This is a genomic window from Vibrio ouci, from assembly GCF_004551525.1.
GTDB classification, from domain to species: Bacteria; Pseudomonadota; Gammaproteobacteria; order Enterobacterales; family Vibrionaceae; genus Vibrio; species Vibrio ouci.
Window position 1 is genome coordinate 73,637 of sequence record NZ_SATR01000009.1, and the last position, 22,201, is coordinate 95,837.

Annotated in this window: 21 protein-coding genes; 4 read left to right on the forward strand and 17 right to left on the reverse strand. The window is 45.2% G+C overall.

Annotated features, from left to right (window positions below; translation table 11 throughout):
* Position 1: 1 nt before the first annotated feature.
* The 17 genes from ELS82_RS08095 to ELS82_RS08175 all read right to left on the reverse strand — a co-directional run bounded on the left by ELS82_RS08095 (position 2) and on the right by ELS82_RS08175 (position 15,476).
* Positions 2–448, reverse strand: coding sequence for an MSHA biogenesis protein MshP (locus tag ELS82_RS08095; protein ID WP_134835045.1), 447 nt, complete (start codon positions 446–448; stop codon positions 2–4).
* The gene (locus ELS82_RS08100; protein ID WP_134835046.1) at positions 438–1,148 is read right to left on the reverse strand and encodes a prepilin-type N-terminal cleavage/methylation domain-containing protein; all 711 of its coding nucleotides are present in this window, start codon (positions 1,146–1,148) and stop codon (positions 438–440) included. Before ELS82_RS08100 ends, ELS82_RS08095 begins: the two co-directional genes overlap by 11 nt.
* The gene (locus ELS82_RS08105; protein ID WP_134835047.1) at positions 1,148–1,525 is read right to left on the reverse strand and encodes an MSHA biogenesis protein MshD; all 378 of its coding nucleotides are present in this window, start codon (positions 1,523–1,525) and stop codon (positions 1,148–1,150) included. The genes ELS82_RS08100 and ELS82_RS08105 overlap by 1 nt, the downstream gene beginning before the upstream one ends.
* The gene (locus ELS82_RS08110; protein ID WP_134835048.1) at positions 1,525–2,046 is read right to left on the reverse strand and encodes a type II secretion system protein; all 522 of its coding nucleotides are present in this window, start codon (positions 2,044–2,046) and stop codon (positions 1,525–1,527) included. Before ELS82_RS08110 ends, ELS82_RS08105 begins: the two co-directional genes overlap by 1 nt.
* A 151-nt stretch (positions 2,047–2,197) precedes the next feature.
* Positions 2,198–2,653 (reverse strand): type II secretion system protein, encoded by a 456-nt coding sequence (locus ELS82_RS08115; RefSeq protein WP_134835049.1) that lies wholly within the window; start codon positions 2,651–2,653, stop codon positions 2,198–2,200.
* Between the two features lie 34 nt (positions 2,654–2,687).
* Positions 2,688–3,254 (reverse strand): prepilin-type N-terminal cleavage/methylation domain-containing protein, encoded by a 567-nt coding sequence (locus ELS82_RS08120; RefSeq protein WP_134835050.1) that lies wholly within the window; start codon positions 3,252–3,254, stop codon positions 2,688–2,690.
* Positions 3,255–3,333: 79 nt separating this feature from the next.
* Positions 3,334–3,813 (reverse strand): MSHA biogenesis protein MshF, encoded by a 480-nt coding sequence (locus tag ELS82_RS08125; RefSeq protein WP_134835051.1) that lies wholly within the window; start codon positions 3,811–3,813, stop codon positions 3,334–3,336.
* Positions 3,797–5,017, reverse strand: a complete 1,221-nt coding sequence (locus ELS82_RS08130; RefSeq protein ID WP_134835052.1) for a type II secretion system F family protein — start codon at positions 5,015–5,017, stop codon at positions 3,797–3,799. Before ELS82_RS08130 ends, ELS82_RS08125 begins: the two co-directional genes overlap by 17 nt.
* 9 nt (positions 5,018–5,026) lie before the next feature.
* Positions 5,027–6,751, reverse strand: coding sequence for an MSHA fimbrial ATPase MshE (gene mshE, locus ELS82_RS08135; RefSeq protein ID WP_134835053.1), 1,725 nt, complete (start codon positions 6,749–6,751; stop codon positions 5,027–5,029).
* Complete coding sequence (locus tag ELS82_RS08140) at positions 6,741–7,820, reverse strand: tetratricopeptide repeat protein (RefSeq protein WP_134835054.1); 1,080 nt, start codon at positions 7,818–7,820, stop codon at positions 6,741–6,743. The genes mshE and ELS82_RS08140 overlap by 11 nt, the downstream gene beginning before the upstream one ends.
* Positions 7,821–7,823: 3 nt before the next feature.
* Positions 7,824–8,663 (reverse strand): ExeA family protein, encoded by an 840-nt coding sequence (locus tag ELS82_RS08145; protein WP_134835055.1) that lies wholly within the window; start codon positions 8,661–8,663, stop codon positions 7,824–7,826.
* A 5-nt stretch (positions 8,664–8,668) separates the two neighbouring features.
* Positions 8,669–10,327: a pilus (MSHA type) biogenesis protein MshL gene (mshL, locus tag ELS82_RS08150; RefSeq protein WP_134835056.1), complete on the reverse strand. Its 1,659-nt coding sequence runs from the start codon at positions 10,325–10,327 to the stop codon at positions 8,669–8,671.
* Positions 10,328–10,342: 15 nt separating this feature from the next.
* The gene (locus ELS82_RS08155; RefSeq protein WP_134835057.1) at positions 10,343–10,669 is read right to left on the reverse strand and encodes an MSHA biogenesis protein MshK; all 327 of its coding nucleotides are present in this window, start codon (positions 10,667–10,669) and stop codon (positions 10,343–10,345) included.
* Positions 10,662–11,312, reverse strand: coding sequence for a type II secretion system protein GspM (locus ELS82_RS08160; RefSeq protein ID WP_134835058.1), 651 nt, complete (start codon positions 11,310–11,312; stop codon positions 10,662–10,664). The genes ELS82_RS08155 and ELS82_RS08160 overlap by 8 nt, the downstream gene beginning before the upstream one ends.
* Positions 11,312–12,751: an MSHA biogenesis protein MshI gene (locus ELS82_RS08165; protein WP_134835059.1), complete on the reverse strand. Its 1,440-nt coding sequence runs from the start codon at positions 12,749–12,751 to the stop codon at positions 11,312–11,314. Before ELS82_RS08165 ends, ELS82_RS08160 begins: the two co-directional genes overlap by 1 nt.
* Positions 12,752–12,759: 8 nt before the next feature.
* The gene (csrD, locus tag ELS82_RS08170) at positions 12,760–14,769 is read right to left on the reverse strand and encodes an RNase E specificity factor CsrD (RefSeq protein WP_134835060.1); all 2,010 of its coding nucleotides are present in this window, start codon (positions 14,767–14,769) and stop codon (positions 12,760–12,762) included.
* Between the two features lie 173 nt (positions 14,770–14,942).
* Positions 14,943–15,476, reverse strand: a complete 534-nt coding sequence (locus ELS82_RS08175; protein WP_134835061.1) for a single-stranded DNA-binding protein — start codon at positions 15,474–15,476, stop codon at positions 14,943–14,945.
* Positions 15,477–15,758: 282 nt separating this feature from the next.
* Here ELS82_RS08175 and ELS82_RS08180 point away from each other — a divergent pair, with 282 nt between their 5' ends.
* The 4 genes from ELS82_RS08180 to ELS82_RS08195 all read left to right on the forward strand — a co-directional run bounded on the left by ELS82_RS08180 (position 15,759) and on the right by ELS82_RS08195 (position 22,188).
* On the forward strand, positions 15,759–16,406 hold the full coding sequence (locus ELS82_RS08180; protein WP_134835062.1) for a LuxR C-terminal-related transcriptional regulator: 648 nt from the start codon (positions 15,759–15,761) through the stop codon (positions 16,404–16,406).
* Between the two features lie 113 nt (positions 16,407–16,519).
* Entirely contained in the window at positions 16,520–17,395 is an 876-nt protein-coding gene (gene galU / locus ELS82_RS08185) for a UTP--glucose-1-phosphate uridylyltransferase GalU (RefSeq protein WP_134835063.1), read from the forward strand.
* Between the two features lie 130 nt (positions 17,396–17,525).
* Positions 17,526–20,348, forward strand: coding sequence for an excinuclease ABC subunit UvrA (gene uvrA / locus ELS82_RS08190; protein ID WP_134835064.1), 2,823 nt, complete (start codon positions 17,526–17,528; stop codon positions 20,346–20,348).
* A 67-nt stretch (positions 20,349–20,415) separates the two neighbouring features.
* Positions 20,416–22,188, forward strand: a complete 1,773-nt coding sequence (locus ELS82_RS08195; protein WP_134835065.1) for a PglL family O-oligosaccharyltransferase — start codon at positions 20,416–20,418, stop codon at positions 22,186–22,188.
* The last annotated feature ends 13 nt before the right edge of the window (positions 22,189–22,201 follow it).

A 22,201-nucleotide genomic window follows, 5' to 3' on the forward strand; every position in this document is an offset into this window, starting at 1 on the left:
CTTAGTCCCTCAGCCACACTTGCTGACTACGTTGCACTTCATGGATGCCTGTTCCGCAACTAACTGTTGATTGCAAAATATAAAATGTTCGGTCATCAAGCTCACCTCTGTCTTCACACTCTAGCTCTTGCAGCGCGCACGAAGCTGTCGCACTCGTAATCAACGTCTGCTCAATGAAACCTCTAATATCACCGCTAGCATCAAGCCTTGAGCCTGTACAAATTAAACCAACATTATCCGTATTTTCATCTGGGTACATCTCAGTCAGTACATACTCGTTAGCAGAATGACTCAATAACCAAGCTTGTGTGCCTAGAACTCCACGCGTGGTGGAGTCTCGACTTGACCAACTGGTTAGATTCAAACTGGTCGCCAGATAGCCCATCACCAAGATAACGAAGATAACAATGATCAGCATGCTGCCGCTTTGCTTTGACTTACGGGACATTGATCACCTGTATATCTTGATTATAGGTAGAGGACTCGCCATTTAACTCAAAAGTAAGCGTCACATTCACCACTCCATTGTGCTGAACATCGGCAGCTTGATAAGTGAGTTGGTTGCCGTTTCCCGCTAACTTGTCGGTAACAGTCATGCCATTACGGGTTATTCGGGTTCCTGCGATGCAATAAGTCACCTGCTCATTACCGTCAAAGATAAAGTGACGATTACTGACTGAGCCACCAACCAAATCTTGTGCTCCACTGGCAAAGCTAAATACATTGTCTTCGACCAGATCCGCACTTTCGACAGAATAGATATTGTCGAGATCATTTAAGTTCGCTGCTGAGCGGGTTGGATTGATGATTAAACGCTGCGTTGCGCTGGCACCACTTACCGATGCTGAATTACTGACGATGAAGTTCAAATCTGCACCAGACACTGCGTAAAAGCCTGAGTCCGCAATAGAATAAAACGACACGCAATTACTGCCATCGCCTTCAAACATGTTTGGTACGGCGTGACGAACTTCACGAGACATCTTCTCTAGCACAAAAGAGGCTTCCGTCTGCAGTCGGTAACGCTCGACTGAGCCAAAATAGCCAGTAACACCTAGATTAGTAAAGTTGGCGATCCCAAGTAATAGTATCGCCGACACAATCAGCGCCAACACCATTTCAATCAGGGTAAAGCCTTGGTTCCGCATCAGTACTCTCCCTTAAAGCCAGTAAAAGTAATCGGCGGTTGGCTACTTGCTGTAATGGTTAAAGAAATCTGCTGTAAATTCGCCGCGCCACTCACTGGGTCAATATCGATATCCAATACAAAATTGGCATAGCTAGGGTCTAGGTTGTCGATGATATTTTCTGCGGCACTGGCAAGAGAGGTTACGCTGGTATCAACAGAGAGCATGTCGGTCATCACACTCTGCCCCAGAGCCGAACTGCGGGAAAAGTAATGGTACTCGCCAGATTGAGATAATTGAGGTGCAAGAAAAGAAGAAAAGATAACCACAGCGACACCTAAAATAATCGTCACAATAACAGCTTCAAATAAGGTGAACCCATACGCTGACTTTCTCATTATATGCACCCCGAGTTTTGCGGAAAAACAAAGCCTTCACTATTGATACAGACCCAAGAGCTGTTCGAGCCATCTAGTGTAGAGATACGAATATCAATATTCCCACCTTCTACCGTCGCACTGGTCGGGTTGCCAAGTAAATCAAAACTCACTCGATTATCATTAGCAGTGATGGCGAATTGGTAATTGTCAGTCAGCACAACATCACTTCTTTGTTCAGCACGGTTAAGCGTTAAGTCGCACCCTTCTACAGAGCCTAAACAGTTGGTTGAAGTAGTACCAATCGCCCTTGTGGCCAGTATGAAGTTTTGGTTGGTATTGACCCCGTTATATTGCATGCGATTAACTTGTATTTGGCGCACCAAAGCAATGGTTTGGTCTTGTAGCGCATACAGCTCGTAGTCTTGACGTCCCGAAAAACGCGTTGCCGCGACGACTGACACGATAGCAAGTAACAGAATAACAACGACTAACTCTGTAAGAGTGAAACCTTGAGATGAGGAGTTAGGCTTTGCTTCCATGAGGCACCTAAGTGATTATTTTTTCTACTTATACAGTATAAAAGAGAACAGCAATTAAAGGGAATGTTTTGCGGTTATTTGAGAAGGATTAAAAGAAATTAATTCAGGCAAAGAAAAGGCCAGCGAATGCTGGCCTGTAGAAAAGAATTTACTAGTTACAGCCGTCTGTATCAACAACAGCCACAGCAGCACTAGCAACATTCGTTCCTGTTGCCTGAGTATATTGCACGGCACAAGTTGCATCCGTTGTACCTTCAAAGCTATAAGTGATACTTGTCGCTGTACTAGCAACAACATCCCAATCAGTTCCTAAACCAACTACTGCAGCTCCGATACCCGTAGCTGTCGCTGTAGGATAACCAAAAACAGTATCGATACCATCTACGTCTGTTGGGTTTGTATCACTTGCTTCTACGCCATCAATTGCAGCTTTACCGTAAACGATACCAGCTGCACCATCAATAGCGCCCTTCAAGCCTTGCAGTGAAGCTTGGCGCGCATCCGATTGCAAGTTCAAAAAGCGTGGTGCTGCAGTCACTGCAAGAATACCAAGAATAACAATTACCACCACTAGTTCAATTAGGGTGAAACCGCCTTGTCTTTTCATAGTTTAACTCTCTCTATGGATAATATTTGCAGCACTACTGCAACGTTACGGTCACACGACCAGTTTCAATTTCATACACAAACTGATGGTCGCTATTGCCTTCTTGCTGCACATAAGTACAGGTAGAGGCGCCGTTATCAGCTTGCGCAGAGTATTTAATATTCGAGTCGGTTGCGGCGTCTGCCACGGTACCAACTCGAGGTGGATTCTGGAGTAAGTTTTCCATTAAATCGATACAAGCTTGATCATCAAGGCTAGTTGGAAAACTACTGTTGTCTGTATTCAGGCCGTACGGGTAACCATCACGGAAATCACCGCCAGTTTGATCTGAGCTTGTTAGCCAAAAATCAATACCATCATAGTTAACTGTATTACGCACTTCGGTATTAATCGTCAGCGATGGCCTTGCTTCTGCTTCCCATTGAGCGCGAGCAGAAAGTACACCTGTCGCATAGCCACCAGCCACACCTTCAACACTGGCTTTTTTAGCCTCGTCAGTGACATCTAAAAAGCGAGGCAATGCCGCTACAGCTAACAAGCCGACGACAACAATAACGACCACTAGCTCAACTAAAGAAAAACCAGATTGTTTGTTAAACATAATAATCACTACTCACTATTTAGTACACCGTATTATACGTAATTTATACATTTGCGCTACTAATCAACACGTCAAAAAATCAATTCGCCAAAAATCCGACCTTTGCGGAAAATTTATTATTAATCAAACCAATAGAGATAAATTGTTCTTGATTATACAAGTAATTACAACGATAAGAAGAGCCAATAAACTCACTTTCAATTGCGACCGGAAAACTGCCTAACACCTCTTTTTCCGGATAAAGAATATCCAGCAAAAAAGCACAATCTTTTTGCTGCTGAACATTCATCGGCAAAACCCAACCTGAATCTGTATAAGTAATCAATTTACCATCCAACTCTAGAGTCTGTTTTTGCCCAGCAAGCAACCACTGCTGCTTGTAGTAACCTGCTTGCTCAATCACTCGTTTGCTCGCCACTAAAAATGCGGTGTCACTTGCCTCTCGCTCAACCTCTTTCCAAACGAGTAAGAAACTCATCACCAAAATAATGATAACTAGCAGCCAGATAACCAAACGCGAACGCTCAAGGTTGGTGATCAAGCTAGCCTTTGATGGCATCGAGCATTCCCCACATTGGTAAGAAGATGCCCAGTGCTAAAATCAACACCATGCCCGCAACAATCACCAATAAGATCGGCTCAATTCTCGCGGTCAGTGTTTTTAGATCATAGTCAACTTCACGGTCATAAAAATCAGCGACTTCTAACAGTAGCTCATCAATGCGGCCCGTCTCTTCACCCACCGATATCATCTGAATAACCAGAGGAGTGAAAACCCCACTGTTAATTGCGGTTGATGAAATGGTGCCACCTGCCTCAATTGAGGACTTCATTTCAAGCAATCTGTTTTCCAAAAACTTATTGCCCAGCGCCTCTGCTGACAAAGCTAACGACTGGTTCAATGGCACGCCAGCCTTGAGCATCAACGCGAAAGTTCGCGAGAAACGAGACAATTGAGCACGATTAATCAACTCACCAACAACCGGCATACGTAAACGGAACTTATCCCACTTTTCACGTCCATTGGCGGTATTGAGCCAAGCTTTAAACGCAAAACCCATTGCCACCATAGCAACCAGCATCATCATCCAATAATTTACAAAAAATTCTGAGGTCGCTATCAATATTCTAGTCGGTAGTGGCAGATCCACACCAAAGCGCGCAAACATGCTCGAAAACTGTGGAATAACTTTTACGTTAAGTACAAACATCGCCACCGTAATAAAGCTGATGACAAAGGTCGGATAACGCATCGCGGTCTTTATTCGCTTACGAGTCTCTACCTCTTGTTCATAGTAGTTGGCAAGTTGCAGCAGCGCTTCATCAAGTCGACCCGTGTTTTCCCCGACATGAATCATTGACACAAATAGCGGACTAAACACTTTAGGAAACATCTGCATTGAACTTGATAGACTTCTACCGTTAGTCAGCTCTTGCGTCACATCTTCCAGTGCATCTTGTAACTGCTTGTTGGAGCTGTTTTGGCTTAGCCCTTTCATTGAGCGCAGTAAAGGCACACCAGCCTTGGTTAAGCTGTATAACTGACGACAGAAGATCACCAATACTTCAAGAGGCACTGCTGGCGTCAGTAGCGCTTTGAAATCTATATTAAGAGCACTCTTTCCCCCACCAGCTTTAATGCTGATAGGGATAATACCTTTATTCATCAGTTGCTCGACGACAGCGTCTTGCGTCGGCGCGTCTATATGACCCGAGACGGAAGAACCGTCACTGTTTCGCCCTTGATAATGAAAACTTGGCATAACCTAGGCCTATATATAGATTGCTTGCTCAAAGCCAGATGAGTCGCCCTCACCTAAGCTCATCACTTCGCTGAAACTCACAACACCTTCAAGAGCGAGTTCCATTGCCGAAGCAAGCAGGGGTTTGTAGTTTTCAGACTGACGGGCAACGCGAGAAAATCCAACCGCATCATTGGCTCTTAGCATGTCCATCATATCTTGCTCTAGCTCTAGCAGCTCAAACACACCAATTCGTCCACGATAACCCGTCAAGTTACAGTTTTGACAGCCTCGCCCTTTAACAAATTGGCGGCCAACTTGATTCGGGAAACGTTGGGCAAGCCACTGCTTACGAGCATCATCAAGTTCTTCTTCGGTCTTACAATCAGGGCATACTTTACGCACTAATCGCTGTGCTACAACTGCTCGTACCGCACTGGCAACTAGATAACCGGGTGCCCCCATGTCCATCATTCGCAGGGCACTATCAACCGCATCATTGGTATGCAGAGTACTTAACACTAAGTGACCGGTTAATGCGGCTCTCAAACCGATTTCAACCGTTTCTTGATCACGCATCTCCCCGACTAAGATGATATCTGGATCCTGACGAAGAAAAGTTCTTAGTACTGTTGAGAAATCAAGGTCGATTTTTGGATTCACTTGCACCTGACAGACACGAGGTAAACGATATTCCACTGGGTCCTCAGCGGTAATGATTTTTTTCCCCGGCTGATTAAGCTCACTTAGCGCTCCGTATAGCGTGGTGGTTTTACCTGAGCCTGTTGGGCCCGTCACCAGAATCATGCCATGAGGACGGCGGAGCTGGAGACGTAAGCGTTCAAGTAGATGGCTAGGGATGCCTGACTGTTCCAGTTTTCGTACACCCGAAGACTGATTGAGCAAGCGCATAACCACAGACTCACCATGCTGTACGGGTAACGTCGACATACGAATATCGACCGATTGCCCTTTAGCTCGGATGTTGAAACGGCCATCTTGCGGCAAGCGCTTCTCTGAAATATCTAGGTTGGCCATTAACTTGAGACGTAACACTAATGCCGAGGCGATGTTCACCTCATTAAGCAAGGTTTCGTGCAGCACCCCATCAATACGTTGACGTAAGCGCAAAACATTGGCATCTGGCTCAATATGAATATCTGAAGCGCCAACTTGAATCGCATCTTCAAACAAGGAGTTAATCAGTTTTACAACTGTAACTTCTTCACTGTCATCACCTTCGATATTAAAATCGAAAGCTTCTGTGACTTGGTGCTCTGCTTGTAACTGCTCCGCAAACGACGCGATTTCTTTGGTACGTCGGTAGTAACGATCGAAGCCTTCCACCAGTTGCTTCTCTGGTGCAATAACAAACTCAATACCATATTGACCTAGCTGACCCAAGAGTGCTTCTTGAGCAAAGAGATCCGCAGGATCACTCATCGCCACACGTAAGGTATCCATCTGGCGACCAATCACCAGTGCGCGTAAGCGACGTGCGTGTACTTCAGGTAGAAGCTGAACCGCTTCGACATCGACATCAGCGCGGCTTAAATCAATCAGAGGAATATCTAGCTGCTGCGACAAAAACGTCAGCATTTGATGTTCAGAGAGAAAGCCTAACTCAATCAGCGCTGCACCAAGCTTTCGTCCGGTGGTTTTCTGCGCATTTAGCGCTTGCTCAACCTGGTGCTCAGTGATGATGCCTTCTTCGACTAATAGGTCACCAAGTCGCTTTCTTAGTTTAATTTTCACTCGGTTGTTCCTCTAAACGGCTAATCAAGGTTAATCGATCACGAATAAATTGCTGAGTTTGACTCGATAAACCAAGCTTGGTTATCGCTTGTTGATAAGAGGTTTTGGCAGAATCCAGATCAAATGCGCGCTCTTGTTGGATACCTAAACCTAACCACCAGCGTCCGCTTTCAGGCTCTTTCTCGACCAGCTTTTGATAACTTTGTAGTGCTAAATCATCCTGCTTGGCTTTTTGTGCCAATACGGCGCGCAGCGACAAGTACTCGACCGACGCAGATTTTGGCAAAGTGCTTAACACCGTCAATGCCGCTTCACCCTGCTTCTCTTTCATCAGCATTTTGGCTAGTGAGAGCCGCAGTTGGCCATTATCCGGTTCGAGTGCAATGCCTTTTTGCAGTATTTCAGCGGCTTTGCGCACTTCGCCTTTACCGTAATAGAGTGCAGACAAACGTCTACGCACCTCATCATTGCTAGGTGTGTAGCGAAGCGCTTCGTGATAATTTTTTAAAGCCTCAGCCAAATTATTGCTGTCTAAAGCTTTCTTAGCTCGCTCTTGTGCCTTTTTAGAGAGTTGCTGTGGCGTGAGTTCAACCTGCTCAATCACCACTTCACCGCTCTTCGCTGATGGCGCTGGTTTTGCTTTATCGGCACTATTAACTTGAGCAACCAATATCGGCGCTAATTTAGGCTTAGCAACGGATGGAGGAGATTCAGCGGCAATTTCAGCTTTTCGAGCAGCAGGCTTAGGTGTAGCGCTCGGTAACTCCTCACCGCTTGGCGTTGACTGGTAAATTGGCTGTTGCTCAGTATTTATTTTGCTAGTCGGAGAGGCAATCGCACTATGACTTGATACTGGTTCAGGAATGGAAAGCGCTTGCGGGTGGGCAACAACAACCTCTTGCTGAGAAACCGCCCAACCTCCAACAGCTAGACTTAAACCAAAGCTTCCTACAACCCAAGGTAGAATCGCTCTCTGCTTAACAGGCTTCACTTCAGCCTTTACTATGCCTTGTGAGCAAGCAGATTTCTTGTTGGCCAATTCTGACAGTGCATTATTCATCGCACTCATGGTTTAACTCCAGCCCCACAGTCGCGGGCTTTTAAATTTAGGTTTACAACTATCGTAAGTGTCATGGACAGCATCAAATAAGCAAGCATTGGTGACACTTTTCGATTTTTTGCTAAAGGCTAACACTAGGGCTTTATGACAAATTTGATTGATCAATCTCGGATAGCCCTTACTCGCTCGCCATATCGCTTTCTTTTGGCTCAGTGACAACAATGACATCTCACCACCAGATTTAGCTAATCGGTTGTCGATATAAGCCACCGCTTCATCCAAGGTTAGTCCTCTTAACTGAGCACTAAAAGTAATTCTCTGACGCAACTGTCGCAGGTGGTGCTGTGACAAACGCTCATCAAGCTCAGGTTGCCCAAATAAGACGATTTGCAATAGTTTGGCTTGCTCGGTTTCTAAATTGCCAAACAGCCTAAGCACTTCTAACGCGTCGTCACTTAGCGCCTGAGCCTCATCAACAAGCACAACCACTTGCAAGCCATCTCGTGCCAACTCGATTAACCGTCGTTGAATATCATCAACAATCGATGTTACATCTATCGACTCAATTCCGAGCTCTTTTGCTACCGCCACTCTAAGGCGATCGCCATCAAGAGCTGGGTTGGGTAAAAATACCAACTGTACGTGAGGCTTAAAATACTTAGCCATAACACGACAAACCATGGTTTTACCCGTTCCGACCTCTCCCGTCACTTTGATCAAACCCTCACCCATCTCAAGAGCGGCATTGACGGTCTGAATCGCTTCGTAGTGAGGTGCCAATCCTAGAAACAGATCCGTATCTGGAGTCAGGTGGAAAGGCAGCGATTCAAAGCCAAAGTGTTCGAGGTACATTTCAATTACTGCTCGTCAGGAAACCACTCTTGTAACAAATCACGTGAACGCTCTAACTCTTTTTGCCACGTATTCACACCAACAACGGAAGGCTTAAGCAAGATCACTAACTCTGTTTTCTGCGTCAATTGTGTCGTATTGCGGAACAGATGGCCTAGAGCAGGTATATCACCTAAGAAAGGAACCTTTGAAACTTGGTCAATGGTATTAGACTTCATCAAGCCACCAATCACTACTACATCGCCATCTTGCGCGCGAATCACAGAGTCTGATTCACGAATCGAGCTACGCGCTAATGGCAAGGTAATCTTGGTGTTACCGTAGCCAATCTCTTTCACTTGCTCATCAACATCAATTACGGCTGGGTGAACATGTAATAGCACATTCCCTTGGTCATCGATCTGTGGTGTCACATCAAGAGAGATACCTGAGAAGAACGGCGTCAGTTCTACTTCCGGTGAAGGCTCTGAATTATCTCCACTTCCAACGACACTAGAAAGATCGGTCACGTAGTACTCATCGGTACCCACTTTAATCACCGCTTTCTGGTTATTCGATGCCGTCACTCGCGGGCTAGACAGAACGTTCAAGTCACCTTGTGTAGCCATAAAGCTCAATACCGCTTCAAAGCTACCACTTGAAATAACTAGGTTAGACTGACCACCGAGTAAAGTTTCGATCGCATCTAAACCAGGTAAAGGAAGTGGAACAATACTGCCATTAGTATCTTTAACGATCGAACCCTGACCGATAGTGTAGTTGGTACCATTTGAACTGAAGGCCTTCGACCAGTTAATACCTTGCTGATAGCCATCACTCAGCGTGACTTCTAGAATTTTTGCCTCAAGAATCACTTGACGATGCATGCGCTGCTGGGAAATACCTAAGAAGCTACGTACTTCTCGAATTTCATCAGGGTATGCTCTAACAGTAATGACGCTCGCTTGAGGTGTTACGACAACGCTTTGCCCATTTCCAGAGCCGATAAGCTGTGATACTGCGACTTCTAGCTGAGGCCAAAAGTCACTTTCATTAGTGGTTTCAATTTCAGTACCGCCCTTCGCTGTGCTGGTTGAGCTTGAGGAAGAGCTTGACGATGAACTCGAAGAGTTCGAAGAAGACGAATCCGATGAACCAGTATCTGTATTGGTAATCGTACCTGTTGAGATAGAAGTTAAAGAGCGTCCGACACGCTTAAATTGGAGGTAATCAACAGGAATAGTAACTGTACGCAGGCCAGCAGGGTACACTTGAATAACATTGCCCGTTTTGACGATGTCATAGCCATACATATCTTGGACCACAGATAGCACTTCATCGAGTGAAACATCCGTTAGGTTTACGGTAATCGCACCACTAACTTGAGGGTGGATCGCAGCGCTGAACTGGGTGCCTTTGACTAAGCTGGCAAAAAACGCCTTAGCTTCGACTTGATTTGCCTTAATTCTGAAGCGCTTGATTGTTTGTGTCGTGCCTAGCTCATCACCATTTAATTCTGGCATCAGGTCAGCTTCTACCGAAGGCGGCAGCGTTTCAAGACTACGACTATTATTTTCATTGATCGCTTGATTCAATGCACTTTTCGCTTCAACGGGGTCTCTGTGCCCCATTGAGCAACCAGCTAATAGTGATGTAATGGTTATTGCTATAGCGAGTTTACGCATATATTTCTACTGACCTTACTGTTTTACGTCCAGAGTGAACAATTCTAACTTCCACTGCTTACCACTACGGGATAAGGTGACCACTTCTGGTTCAATCCGATTAACTCGATAACCACTGACGCTCTCGCCAGCTAATACTACTTTGCCACTTAAGATCGCGCGGCACTTAACCACTTCAGAACAGACAATGCTTTGTAAACGAGGCAAAGGTTTTGTTACTACTTTAGGTATCGCTGTTGCTTGGTTGGGTTGCTGCCACCCCAACGGCGCGGTGGGATCCTTTGATGCCCAGGCGCTTAACGAAGTGAAAACCAATAAAGTAAATAGCCATGTTTTAGCCACCGATAAACTCCTGCCTTGTGCCTAGGGTATAAACTTCTAATACTAATCGAGCAGTAGGATACTCTTCTACAGAGTACTGAAAAGCTCGCCAATAGTATTTTACCGGTAGACTTTCCAACGTCTCTAAATACTCAACGATCGCAAAATAGCTCCCGGTTAGCTCTAGCCTAACTGGATGTAAGTAGTAACTAGAAAATGACTTATTTTCTTTATCGCTAACAATTGACTCGGCATTCATCGACTCTAAAGAGACAAGGCGTAACCCTTTGGTTCCCGCTAACACATCTTCTAATAGCTGAGCCATCTCACTTGGTGCTATTAAGCTTTCAACAATTTCTGCGAGCTGCTGGGAGAGTAACTGACTTTCCGTCATCAGTTGCTTGTACTCAAGGTTCAGCTCTTGATCAGGATCTTTCTTTAGTTTAGCTGTCATCACCAGAATGTCTGCTTCCAGCCTCTGAGTGCTTAGCTTGGTATTCGAGATCTGCTTGTTTAATGCCTGAGTGCTTTTTAGCGCAGGCTCCACGACAAAAGTGAACAGACATAGAGTAATAAGGACAAAGCCACATAACGTTACTAGCCATTTCTCGCGCAGACTCATCTGAGTAAACTTTTCACTCCACTGCTGCCAGTACTGCTGCATCACTTTTTCTCCTGCTTAGTTTTAAGCTCGAAGGTAATAATATCGTGCTCATTTCGACCTATCTTTAATTTCTCAAAGCTACGCCCTACCAGGTTAATTTCACTTTTAAATTGGTTGACCCAATTTGGAATCGATTTCGCTTCTCGTGCTAACCCCTTGAGGTCAAGAGTCGTCGCATCAATAAATATCGAGCTTAAAGAGATATCATCACGGCCAAGCTCAGACAGGGAACGCATCACCCCGGAATAGCCCTGCTGTTGAGAGTCATCAAACTCTCCGACTGCATCTAAAGAAGTACGCTTTGCTTCAATTTCAAGTTTTAGTCGCGCTACGGCAGCAACTTTCGCCGCTGTCGGTTTATGTTTATCTAAGCGCTCTGCCAGACTTGTTACTTGCTGTTTAAACTCTGACTCCTGAGCCCTAAATAGCTGTAGCTCTTGCTCTAATTGGCTCTTTTGAAACTGGAAGTAGCTTGCACTTAACAACAATAATGCTGCAACAGCGCCCCATCCAGTCGCAACATTTTTCAGAGTAAGGTGATCTTTTTTCGGCTTGAGGTCTGCGGGAAATAAATTCACCTCGCTATGGTGAAGATCACTAAGCATAGCAGCTAAAACACGCCCAGACTCTTGCTCAGAATCAGACAAAGCAGCAACTTTAACATTCAGCCTATCGCTTAGCGCCAGTACAATCTCTTGCTGCTCTTCTTCATCACAGCAAACTTGCATCTGGTGCAGCGAAGCTCCTCTCAATTGAGATGAGAGATAATCAATAGAGCGCTGCAATTCCAGCGCGATACCATCAAGCTGTAAAACACTGCTTGCAACACCAGTTAACGGCGGGGTTACGCCACGAATAGTACGCTGGAATGCACACTGTTTTTCAACGAACGCACTGACACGAAACTGGCCTTTTTTACTGCGTTGGAGCAGTAAAAAATTAGATTTGTCGTTAGCCGTATATCCCCAGATTTCATCTTCAACTAAGACTTGATGAAGCTCTATATCTAGCTTCATCAACGATTCATAGAGACCGACAATGAGCGCGCGAGAAACAACATATACTTGGCGCTTAGTGCTTAATGGTAAAGGAGCCGAATCAGCCACAATCTCGGTAATGCGCTCGCTAATAATCTCCTTGAGCAGAAACGGTAATGCACTAGAGATTTCTTCATCAGGAACGTTCGGTTTCTCAATTTGATAAGTCTGATACAAATTAGAGTGAAGAACGACATCCAGTGTTACATCAGAGATATTTTTGTCGCGGAGGACTTTAACTAACGCCTCTTGCCAAGGAATGTTGTCAAATGGAACCTGCTGCGGTAAGTCGCTTCCGACTTCCGACGAAAAAAAGAGTGCACTCGGCTGTACCACAACCCCAATGCGAGCTGCAGTTTGCTTACTGTTTTTAAATTTACCGATCAGGGATTGAATATTCATTTGGTTATTTACGTTTTCCGCCAACGATTGCGTCGGCCAATCTGAACTTTATTCGGCGTAGCGACGACACTCTGTTTCACTGTTTGTTTTGGCAATAGCTGCTGTTCTGCTTCTAAATAACGTCCTTGTATTCCGTGTACACCTAACTCAACTACACTTTGATGTTCTTGTTTGTTGTCGACTCCGACAGCGATCACTTGAGTATTTAATCCGGCACACGCGCCTAACAAGCTTCGAACAAAAAGCTGGTTTTCATGGCGCTGGTCGATCTTCTTCACTAAGCTTCTGTGCAGCTTTAGCTGACTCACAGGAAGCTCTTTTAAATAGTGCGTACTGACAATCGAGCGCCCTGCTTGACCAATGGCAACCTGACAGCCAAGTCCGGCAATCATTTTTATCACTGGGCGCATATAGTCTAAGTGTTGTACGACTTTTGCTTCAGCAAATTCAAAGATCAATCTTACCCGCAGTTCCGACGAAATCTGCAGTAGCTCATCCCTAAACCACTTAAAGTAGTTTCGATCCGCAAAAGGTACCACATGCAGGTTAATTGCGTAACGGTTTGAATCCCTTGAATCTTTTAAATATTGTGTAATTGCTACAATGACCGCTTTATCAAGCACCCCTTCATAACCAACCGATTCAACTGCTGAATTAAATCGCGACGCTTTTATCACGCCATTTTCTGGATCGTTTAAACGCACAAATAACTCTAAGTGATCCACAGACTTTTCTTTCTGCGTATCGAGCATGTAACAAGACTGAGAGAATAGATAAAGCTGATCCGGTTTCAACACTTGATCAAATAGGGTTCTCCAGCGAACACTGCCTCGCTCTTCGGTCTGCGATGTGTGTTTTTTAAATCGACTCCAAGTATTGTTTCGCTGTAACTGGGCACTTTTCAGCGCAGTTTCAGCTTCATCAATAATTCTAGTTGGACTTTCGCCTTCATGATACATACTCACACCAACATGCACCCAGTCATCAAGCGCTAAAGGTTGAGGCGGTTGAATTTTTGCTAACTGCTTTAAACACTGAGTCGCGATATTCGAGACTTCTTTACTCGACAGGTTCGGGGCAAAAATCGCAAAATCTGAGCTGAAATAACGAGATAAAATGATATCTGGATAACGCTGAATTACGTTATTAAGCCCTTCTCCAACTTCGACCAAGAAGTCATTGGCAACCTGCTTACCTTGCTCTTCTTCAACATCCTCCCAGTCATTAATTCGCAGCAGCAGCACACCACCTTGCGAACCATGTTCTGAAAGCGCTGACTCCAACTTACTATCAAACAGGATGCGATTAGCCGTCCCTGTCAGTTGGTCTAAGAAGGTTTGGGTGCGAATAAAGGTATCAAATCGGCTGCGTTCTTGGCGGGCGTCTTGCAGCTCTTCAATTAACCGATCGAGCGCTTCGCTTGCAGTATAAGGCCACTCTTTAAGATCTCCTTCAGCGTATTCCTCGACTCGACCAGCCAATATCATTCGTCCTCGTTCTTCAAGAAGCTCGGAGCCAATTAGCTGCTCTTTCAGCCACTTCAAACCTCGCATTAAGCAAAAGACAATTAACGCGACGGCAAGCGTGATTGACCACAGAGCTTGCATCGAATATCCATAACCGATGTAGGGAGGAACAGCTTTAAAGCGAATACTGTAACCATCATTGCGTTCAAGTATGTATTCGGCTTGGTATAACAGAGAGGCATCGATTTTGGAGGAGGTATCTTTAAAGCGATAAATCACGCCATAAGACGACAGCAGTTCCATCTCGACGATATTGGAGGCCTGGAGCATTTTGGGCATCCAGCGCTGCAAAGAGTATGCGGCATCAGGGTCTTCCATCTCTTTATCAACGACTTCGACAATCCCTTGCAAAGAGTGGTCGAGATACTCTTGCCCCAAACGTTTAAAGGATAAAGTACCTCCCAAGAATAGGATAAACATGGCACTGATAACGATGACCGTTACAAACGCAACCAAACGCGTACTTAACTTTAAGGTAGGGGTATACCTCATTAATGAAAAATCCTTTTTCTACCACAGATGATTGTTGTCAGGATGGCAACCCATATAGAACAAATATACTACCTAAATAGTAAAACCTATAGTGAGTTTTAGTTATTGAGGTTTATCTTACCTAATATATAAAAAAGCCGCGACATGCGCGGCTTTTTTTCAATAACAGACACTTAGAATGGGATGTCGTCATCAAAATCCATTGGCGGCTCGTTATACTGAGGCTGAGCTTGCTTTGGCTGAGATTGTGGCTGCTGTTGAGCCGGTTGGTGCTGCATTGGCTGTTGAGGTTGTCCCCAACCACCTTGCTGTGGCTGAGATTGACCCATGCCTTGTGCTGGAGCGCCACCTTGAGCACGGCCACCTAGCATTTGCATTACACCGTTAAAGCCTTGTACTACAACTTCTGTCGTATAACGGTCTTGACCACTTTGATCTTGCCATTTACGAGTTTGCAGTTGACCTTCAACGTATACTTGCGAACCTTTGCGTAGGTACTCGCCTGCAACTTCAGCTAACTTGCCAAACAGAGCCACACGGTGCCATTCTGTTTTTTCGCGCTGCTCGCCAGTTGCTTTATCACGCCATGACTCAGACGTTGCGATAGTGATGTTTGCCACAGCACCGCCGCTCGGCATGTAACGTATTTCTGGGTCAGAACCCAGATTTCCGACTAATATAACTTTGTTAACTCCACGGCTAGCCATGTTTCACTCCGTCCAAAAAAGGTATTGATGTAGAAATAGCGCAATAGGATAACACGCTTTCCGCTTGGTACAAATCTTCCTACCAACAATGTCCATTTGCCTTCGACAACAACATTATACAGCGCTGATTTTTAGAGAGTGTTCAAATTTTACCTAGCCTGAGTAATCGATAAATTACTTCCAACTATGAAACTAAACGCAAAGAGCACACCTAAATTCGCACTCTAGCGCCGCATGCTCCACCCTATCAAAAAATATAAAACGTCAGTATGCGAGGAAATTATGGCTAAGAACATTTACAGCAGAACTATTTACTTTTTGTGCGAAGACCCCAACGCCGCTCACCCGGTTATCGAACAGGTTGAACAACAAACTGGTATCGCCATCCCAAGAATGGTCGCCGACGATTTATTGTTGGCACTGCAACAGCACAAACACCGTATATTAATGATAGACCACTACGACTATGCAAAAATTAAAAGCCAATTGCGCGACTTACCGCTGGCTAATAAATCGTTTGAAACCATTGTGTTTAATGTCAGCCATCGCTTAACTACCGATGAGCTGCTCTCTTTTGGCCATCTCAAGGGGCTGTTCTATCACAAAGATAACATTGAGGTGATTGCGAAAGGTTGTGAAGAGATCATTAATGGTGAGAACTGGTTGCCAAGAAAGGTAGCATCACAACTGCTGTTTCATTATCGCAATGTCGTCGATACGCATACCTCCCCAGCGACAGTGGATCTCACCACTCGCGAAATTCAAATCCTGCGCTGTCTAATGACAGGCTCTTCGAATATCCAAATCGCCGAAGATATGTTTATCAGTGAATTCACCGTGAAGTCTCACCTGCAGAAGATATTTAAAAAGCTATCGGTCAAGAATCGCGTTCAAGCTGCAGCATGGGCAAAGCAGCATATGCGCCCTTAACTGATTAACATGACACATTTTTAACTTCAAACTTGGCGTATTCATTATCTATTTATGCAAATCATGGTATGGTTGCGCCAGTTCAAATATAAATAGAAAGTTAAGGTTTTATCATGATCAAAAAATGCCTTTTCCCTGCAGCTGGCTATGGCACACGTTTCTTACCTGCAACAAAGTCGATGCCAAAAGAGATGATGCCAGTAGTCAACAAGCCGCTAATCGAGTACGGCGTTGAAGAAGCAATTCAAGCTGGTATGGATGGGATGTGTATTGTTACTGGCCGTGGCAAACATTCGATCATGGATCACTTTGATAAAAACTATGAGCTTGAGCATCAGATCAGCGGCACCAATAAAGAAGAACTGTTAGTTGATATCCGTGACATCATTGATACTGCCAACTTCACTTATATTCGTCAGCGTGAAATGAAAGGTTTAGGCCATGCAATCTTAACCGGTAAAGAGTTGATCGGTGATGAACCATTTGCTGTTGTGCTTGCTGATGACCTATGTGTCAATGAGCAAGAGGGCGTATTGGCGCAAATGGTCGCGCTGTTTAAACAGTTCCGTTGCTCTATTGTTGCTGTGCAGGAAGTACCAGCAGACGAAACGCATAAGTACGGTGTCATTTCGGGCGAAATGATCAAAGACGATATCTACCGCGTTGATGATATGGTGGAAAAACCAGAGCCAGGTACTGCACCAAGCAATTTAGCGATTATTGGTCGTTATATCCTTACTCCAGATATTTTTGAGCTGATCGAAAATACTGAACCAGGTAAAGGCGGTGAAATCCAGATCACTGATGCACTACTAAAACAAGCTCAAGCAGGCTGCGTTCTGGCATACAAATTTAAAGGTCAGCGTTTCGACTGTGGTAGCGTAGAAGGCTACATTGAAGCAACGAATTACTGCTTTGAAAACCTATACCTAAAAGACACCAAAAAGTCTGAACTAGACAAGCAGCAAACCACTAAAGAACAAGCTTAATTAATCAATAAGTTACTATCTAAGGGCGACTAACACAGTCGCCCTTACTGTTTTTTTATCCAGTATTTCTTTGCACATTTGTCACTCTATGTAATACTTAGCCCACTTGATTTTTCATAGAGTGACGAGAATGGATCAGATAGAAGTCCGCGGTGCCCGCACCCATAACCTGAAGAATATCAATTTAACTATCCCTCGCGATAAGCTTATCGTTATTACAGGTTTGTCTGGTTCAGGTAAATCTTCTCTAGCCTTCGACACTCTCTATGCAGAAGGCCAACGCCGCTATGTAGAATCGCTTTCTGCTTACGCGCGTCAGTTTTTATCGCTAATGGAAAAGCCTGATGTTGACCATATTGAAGGCTTATCTCCTGCCATCTCTATTGAGCAAAAATCAACATCGCATAACCCTCGTTCTACCGTCGGTACCATTACCGAAGTCTATGACTACCTACGTTTGCTATACGCTCGTGTCGGTGAACCTCGTTGTCCTGAGCATCACACCCCACTTGCCGCGCAGACCATTTCTCAAATGGTCGATAAGGTTTTAGAGCTACCAGAAGGCTCAAAGATGATGCTCCTTGCGCCAATCGTCAAAGAGCGTAAAGGTGAGCACGTTAAAACACTCGAGAACCTAGCAGCACAGGGGTTTATTCGCGCGCGTATCGATGGTGAAACCTGTGACCTTTCTGATCCCCCAACGCTAGAACTGCATAAAAAGCACACCATTGAAGTGGTTGTCGATCGTTTCAAAGTACGTGGCGATCTTCAGCAGCGTTTAGCGGAATCTTTTGAAACCACACTTGAGCTATCAGGTGGTATTGCAGTAGTCGCACCAATGGACGGTGAAGGTGAGGAAATCATATTCTCCGCCAACTTTGCCTGTCCACTATGTGGCTATAGCATGCAAGAGTTAGAACCACGTTTGTTCTCATTCAATAACCCAGCAGGAGCCTGCGGTACTTGTGATGGTTTAGGGGTACAACAATACTTTGATCCTGAGCGAGTGATCGTCGACGATTCACTAAGCTTGGCCGACGGGGCAATTCGCGGATGGGATCAAAAGAACTATTACTACTTCCAGATGCTCTCCTCACTAGCAGAGCACTTTGACTTCGACCTCAAGGTTCCTTTTAAGTCGCTGCCGAAAAAAACTCGCGATATTATTCTTACTGGTTCAGGTCGAACAGAAGTTGAGTTTAAGTACATCAATGACCGCGGTGATATTCGTGTAAAGCGACACCCATTTGAAGGGATCCTCAATACACTAGAGCGTCGCTACCGCGATACAGAGTCTAACGCTGTTCGCGAAGATTTAGCTAAATACATCTCAACCAAGACCTGTTCAAGCTGTGACGGTAGCCGTCTACGTTTAGAGGCACGTAACGTCTTTATTGGCGATACCACTCTTCCGCAAATCGTTGAGCTGAGCATTGCCGATGCTCTGGGCTTTTTTGCCACACTGAAACTAGAAGGTCAGCGTGCTCAGATTGCTGAAAAAGTGATGAAAGAGATCAATGACCGACTGCAATTTCTGGTTAATGTCGGCCTTAACTACCTCAACTTATCCCGCAGTGCAGAAACTCTCTCTGGTGGTGAAGCGCAACGCATTCGACTGGCGAGCCAAATTGGTGCCGGACTGGTCGGCGTAATGTACGTTCTTGATGAACCTTCAATTGGTCTACATCAACGTGATAATGAGCGCTTACTGAAAACCCTGACTCATTTGCGCGACCTAGGTAACACCGTGCTTGTGGTTGAGCACGATGAAGATGCCATCCGTATTGCAGACCATGTGATTGATATCGGCCCGGGTGCTGGTGTTCATGGTGGTAATGTGGTCGCAGAAGGGACCATGGATGAAATTATTGCCAACCCTAACTCACTAACCGGTCAGTACCTTAGCGGCAAAAAAGAGATTGCTATACCAGAGACCCGAACACCTAAAGACAAGAAAAAGGTTGTCGAGCTTATCGGGGCAACAGGCAATAACTTAAAAGATGTCACACTAGAGATCCCTGTGGGCCTATTTAGCTGCATTACTGGCGTTTCAGGTTCAGGTAAGTCGACGCTGATTAACGATACTTTCTTTAAGATCGCTCACACCCAGTTAAATGGGGCTACCACTGCGACGCCAGCGCCGTACAAAAAGATCAAAGGCCTTGAGCATTTCGATAAAGTCATCGATATCGACCAAAGCCCAATTGGTCGCACACCACGTTCTAACCCAGCGACGTATACTGGTATTTTCACGCCAATTCGTGAGCTGTTTGCCGGCACTCAAGAGTCACGTTCTCGTGGCTATAAACCGGGCCGCTTTAGCTTTAACGTGCGCGGTGGCCGCTGTGAAGCATGTCAGGGTGATGGTGTAATTAAAGTTGAAATGCACTTCCTGCCAGATGTTTACGTCCCTTGTGATGTGTGTAAAGGCAAGCGTTACAACCGCGAGACACTAGAGGTGCGTTACAAGGGAAGAACTATTGATGAAGTGTTAGAGATGACTGTTGAAGATGCTCGCGAGTTCTTTGATCCCGTACCTGTCATTGCGCGTAAGCTGCAAACTCTGATGGATGTTGGCCTGTCGTACATTCGCTTAGGCCAAGCGGCCACCACCTTATCTGGTGGCGAAGCTCAGCGTGTAAAACTGGCGCGTGAATTGTCTAAACGTGATACTGGCAAAACCTTATATATTCTCGACGAGCCGACTACAGGTCTACACTTCCACGATATCCAACAGTTACTGACCGTATTGCATCGCCTGCGTGACCACGGCAATACCGTTGTCGTGATCGAACACAACCTAGATGTGATCAAAACCGCCGATTGGATCGTCGATCTAGGCCCTGAAGGTGGTCAAGGTGGAGGGGAAATCATTGCAACCGGCACACCAGAAGATGTGGCTCAAGTCAAAGGCTCGCATACCGCTAGGTTCCTCAATCCTATGTTAAAATAGCAAATAATTGTAAGATAAACAGACCAGTGCCAATCCACTGGTCTGTTTTTTTAAGGTGTTGTAATTTATGGCGACTACTCATGTAGCAGGAACGGAACTAGAATTCAAAGCAGCAAAGCCGCCTTTGATTAAACCATTCTTAGTTTCTATAGGCATTGTTTACTTACTTGCAATGCACTTTTTTATGCCTAACCCAGGCGGTTCCGGTCTAGCTCTTGCTTTTAACCCAACCACTTGGCTTGCACTGAGTTTCTCTATCGCCATCGGTCTGTACCAGTTCGGTACTCAGGGCAAATTAAGGTATAACAAACTTACCGTCGGCTTGTTTATCAGTTGTGTGATGCTGACTTTGCCTGTTCTCTATCACAATGCCGCCCCTTCTTTGTCTAGTGGTAAGCTCATCGGTCTTTGGAGTGGATACCTACTCTTCGTCGTACTACAACAATTTCGTTTTAGTAATAAACAGAAGCAACGTTTGCTGTGGTTTATCACTATCGCGGTATTCATTGAAGCACTATTCAGCTGGGCACAATTCTTTCTTTTAGAACCGGGCAATATCTTTGGTTACAATACCGTCAACAATCGCCCTTATGGCATTTTCCAACAACCCAATGTGATGGCAAGCTTTCTCGCGACTGGTCTAGCATTGTCTGGTTATCTACTTACCCGCCAGCCGACAAAGTATCAACGTAAAGTGAGTGAAGTAGCTCTGCTTTATCTAATGCCAGTGACCACCATTCCACTGTTAATATTTTTAGCCTCTCGCACTGGATGGCTCGCTGGAGTACTCTCTGTTGGACTATTACTGCCGTACATCTACAGGTTTGCAACCAAAAAACGTTTCTTTGGTTGGTCACTAGCCGTGATTGCAGGTGTCACTATTGGCTTAAGTACCAATATGATCTCTGCGGACGCTTCACTTGCCTCACAACGGGCAAACTTGGAGAGTCCAAGACAATACACTTTCCCGCAAGCGCTCGACATGCTGATAGAAAAGCCATTTACTGGTTATGGCTATGGTCGTTTCGAGCCGGAATACATTGTCTACACGGCGCGCCAACATCAGCTCAACGAAGCATATAAACCAGGCCTTGCGGCGATGGACCACCCGCATAATGAGCTACTCTATTGGGGTGTGGAAGGCGGCCTGATCCCCTTACTTGCGATCTTCCTTGCAGCAATTCTGGTGTTAGTCCGCATCGCGCAGACCACGCGAGGAACGCGTCTCGCTTTGTTTGCTCTGTTTGTGCCGATCGTATTACATAGCCAACTTGAATATCCTTTTTATCACTCGGCTATCCACTGGATTACTTTTATTATCTTGCTTTACTGGGTCGACCAACGAGCCGCCTCTTACCGACAGCTATCATTAAGTTTTGTCTCGCAAACACTGTTACGCGTATTCAGCTTAGTGATTCCAATCCTCGTGAGCTTCTTTATGCTCACCACGCTGCACACCAATTACGTCTTAACTCAGTTTGAACGCTCACAGCCGAAGACCCCAGAACTGTTGGAACAGGTGAGTAACCCGATTGTTTGGCAGGATAGATTTGATTGGGATATCTTCAGCACTTACCTCAATATTGGCTTACACCAGCAAGAGGCCAAGTTTATTCAACCTTATATCGATTGGTCTTTGGAAATCATCAAAGATAAACCTCGTCCGGCTTTTTACAACAATTTGATCTTGGCTTATCAGGGACTGGGCGAAACCGTCAAAGCGGAGCAAATACGACGCGAAGCACAATTTCTCTTCCCTGAACGAGACTTTTCACAGGTGTCCTATATTCCACCTAATATCGATGTGTTAAAGGCTCAAAACGAGCAAGAGCAACAATAAATAAAGGCGACCA

Excerpts from the sequence above, each read along its gene's own strand:
- ELS82_RS08140 (WP_134835054.1), bottom strand. The coding sequence starts at position 7,820 with ATGAGTGCGATGAATAATGCACTGTCAGAATTGGCCAACAAGAAATCT.
- ELS82_RS08115 (WP_134835049.1), bottom strand. The coding sequence starts at position 2,653 with ATGAAAAGACAAGGCGGTTTCACCCTAATTGAACTAGTGGTGGTAATT.
- ELS82_RS08165 (WP_134835059.1), bottom strand. The coding sequence starts at position 12,751 with ATGAATATTCAATCCCTGATCGGTAAATTTAAAAACAGTAAGCAAACT.
- ELS82_RS08105 (WP_134835047.1), bottom strand. The coding sequence starts at position 1,525 with ATGAGAAAGTCAGCGTATGGGTTCACCTTATTTGAAGCTGTTATTGTG.
- ELS82_RS08120 (WP_134835050.1), bottom strand. The coding sequence starts at position 3,254 with ATGTTTAACAAACAATCTGGTTTTTCTTTAGTTGAGCTAGTGGTCGTT.
- ELS82_RS08195 (WP_134835065.1), top strand. The coding sequence starts at position 20,416 with ATGGCGACTACTCATGTAGCAGGAACGGAACTAGAATTCAAAGCAGCA.
- ELS82_RS08180 (WP_134835062.1), top strand. The coding sequence starts at position 15,759 with ATGGCTAAGAACATTTACAGCAGAACTATTTACTTTTTGTGCGAAGAC.
- ELS82_RS08145 (WP_134835055.1), bottom strand. The coding sequence starts at position 8,663 with ATGTACCTCGAACACTTTGGCTTTGAATCGCTGCCTTTCCACCTGACT.
- ELS82_RS08095 (WP_134835045.1), bottom strand. The coding sequence starts at position 448 with ATGTCCCGTAAGTCAAAGCAAAGCGGCAGCATGCTGATCATTGTTATC.
- csrD (WP_134835060.1), bottom strand. The coding sequence starts at position 14,769 with ATGAGGTATACCCCTACCTTAAAGTTAAGTACGCGTTTGGTTGCGTTT.
- mshL (WP_134835056.1), bottom strand. The coding sequence starts at position 10,327 with ATGCGTAAACTCGCTATAGCAATAACCATTACATCACTATTAGCTGGT.
- ELS82_RS08125 (WP_134835051.1), bottom strand. The coding sequence starts at position 3,813 with ATGCCATCAAAGGCTAGCTTGATCACCAACCTTGAGCGTTCGCGTTTG.
- ELS82_RS08100 (WP_134835046.1), bottom strand. The coding sequence starts at position 1,148 with ATGCGGAACCAAGGCTTTACCCTGATTGAAATGGTGTTGGCGCTGATT.
- ELS82_RS08175 (WP_134835061.1), bottom strand. The coding sequence starts at position 15,476 with ATGGCTAGCCGTGGAGTTAACAAAGTTATATTAGTCGGAAATCTGGGT.
- uvrA (WP_134835064.1), top strand. The coding sequence starts at position 17,526 with ATGGATCAGATAGAAGTCCGCGGTGCCCGCACCCATAACCTGAAGAAT.
- ELS82_RS08160 (WP_134835058.1), bottom strand. The coding sequence starts at position 11,312 with ATGCAGCAGTACTGGCAGCAGTGGAGTGAAAAGTTTACTCAGATGAGT.
- ELS82_RS08130 (WP_134835052.1), bottom strand. The coding sequence starts at position 5,017 with ATGCCAAGTTTTCATTATCAAGGGCGAAACAGTGACGGTTCTTCCGTC.
- ELS82_RS08110 (WP_134835048.1), bottom strand. The coding sequence starts at position 2,046 with ATGGAAGCAAAGCCTAACTCCTCATCTCAAGGTTTCACTCTTACAGAG.
- galU (WP_134835063.1), top strand. The coding sequence starts at position 16,520 with ATGATCAAAAAATGCCTTTTCCCTGCAGCTGGCTATGGCACACGTTTC.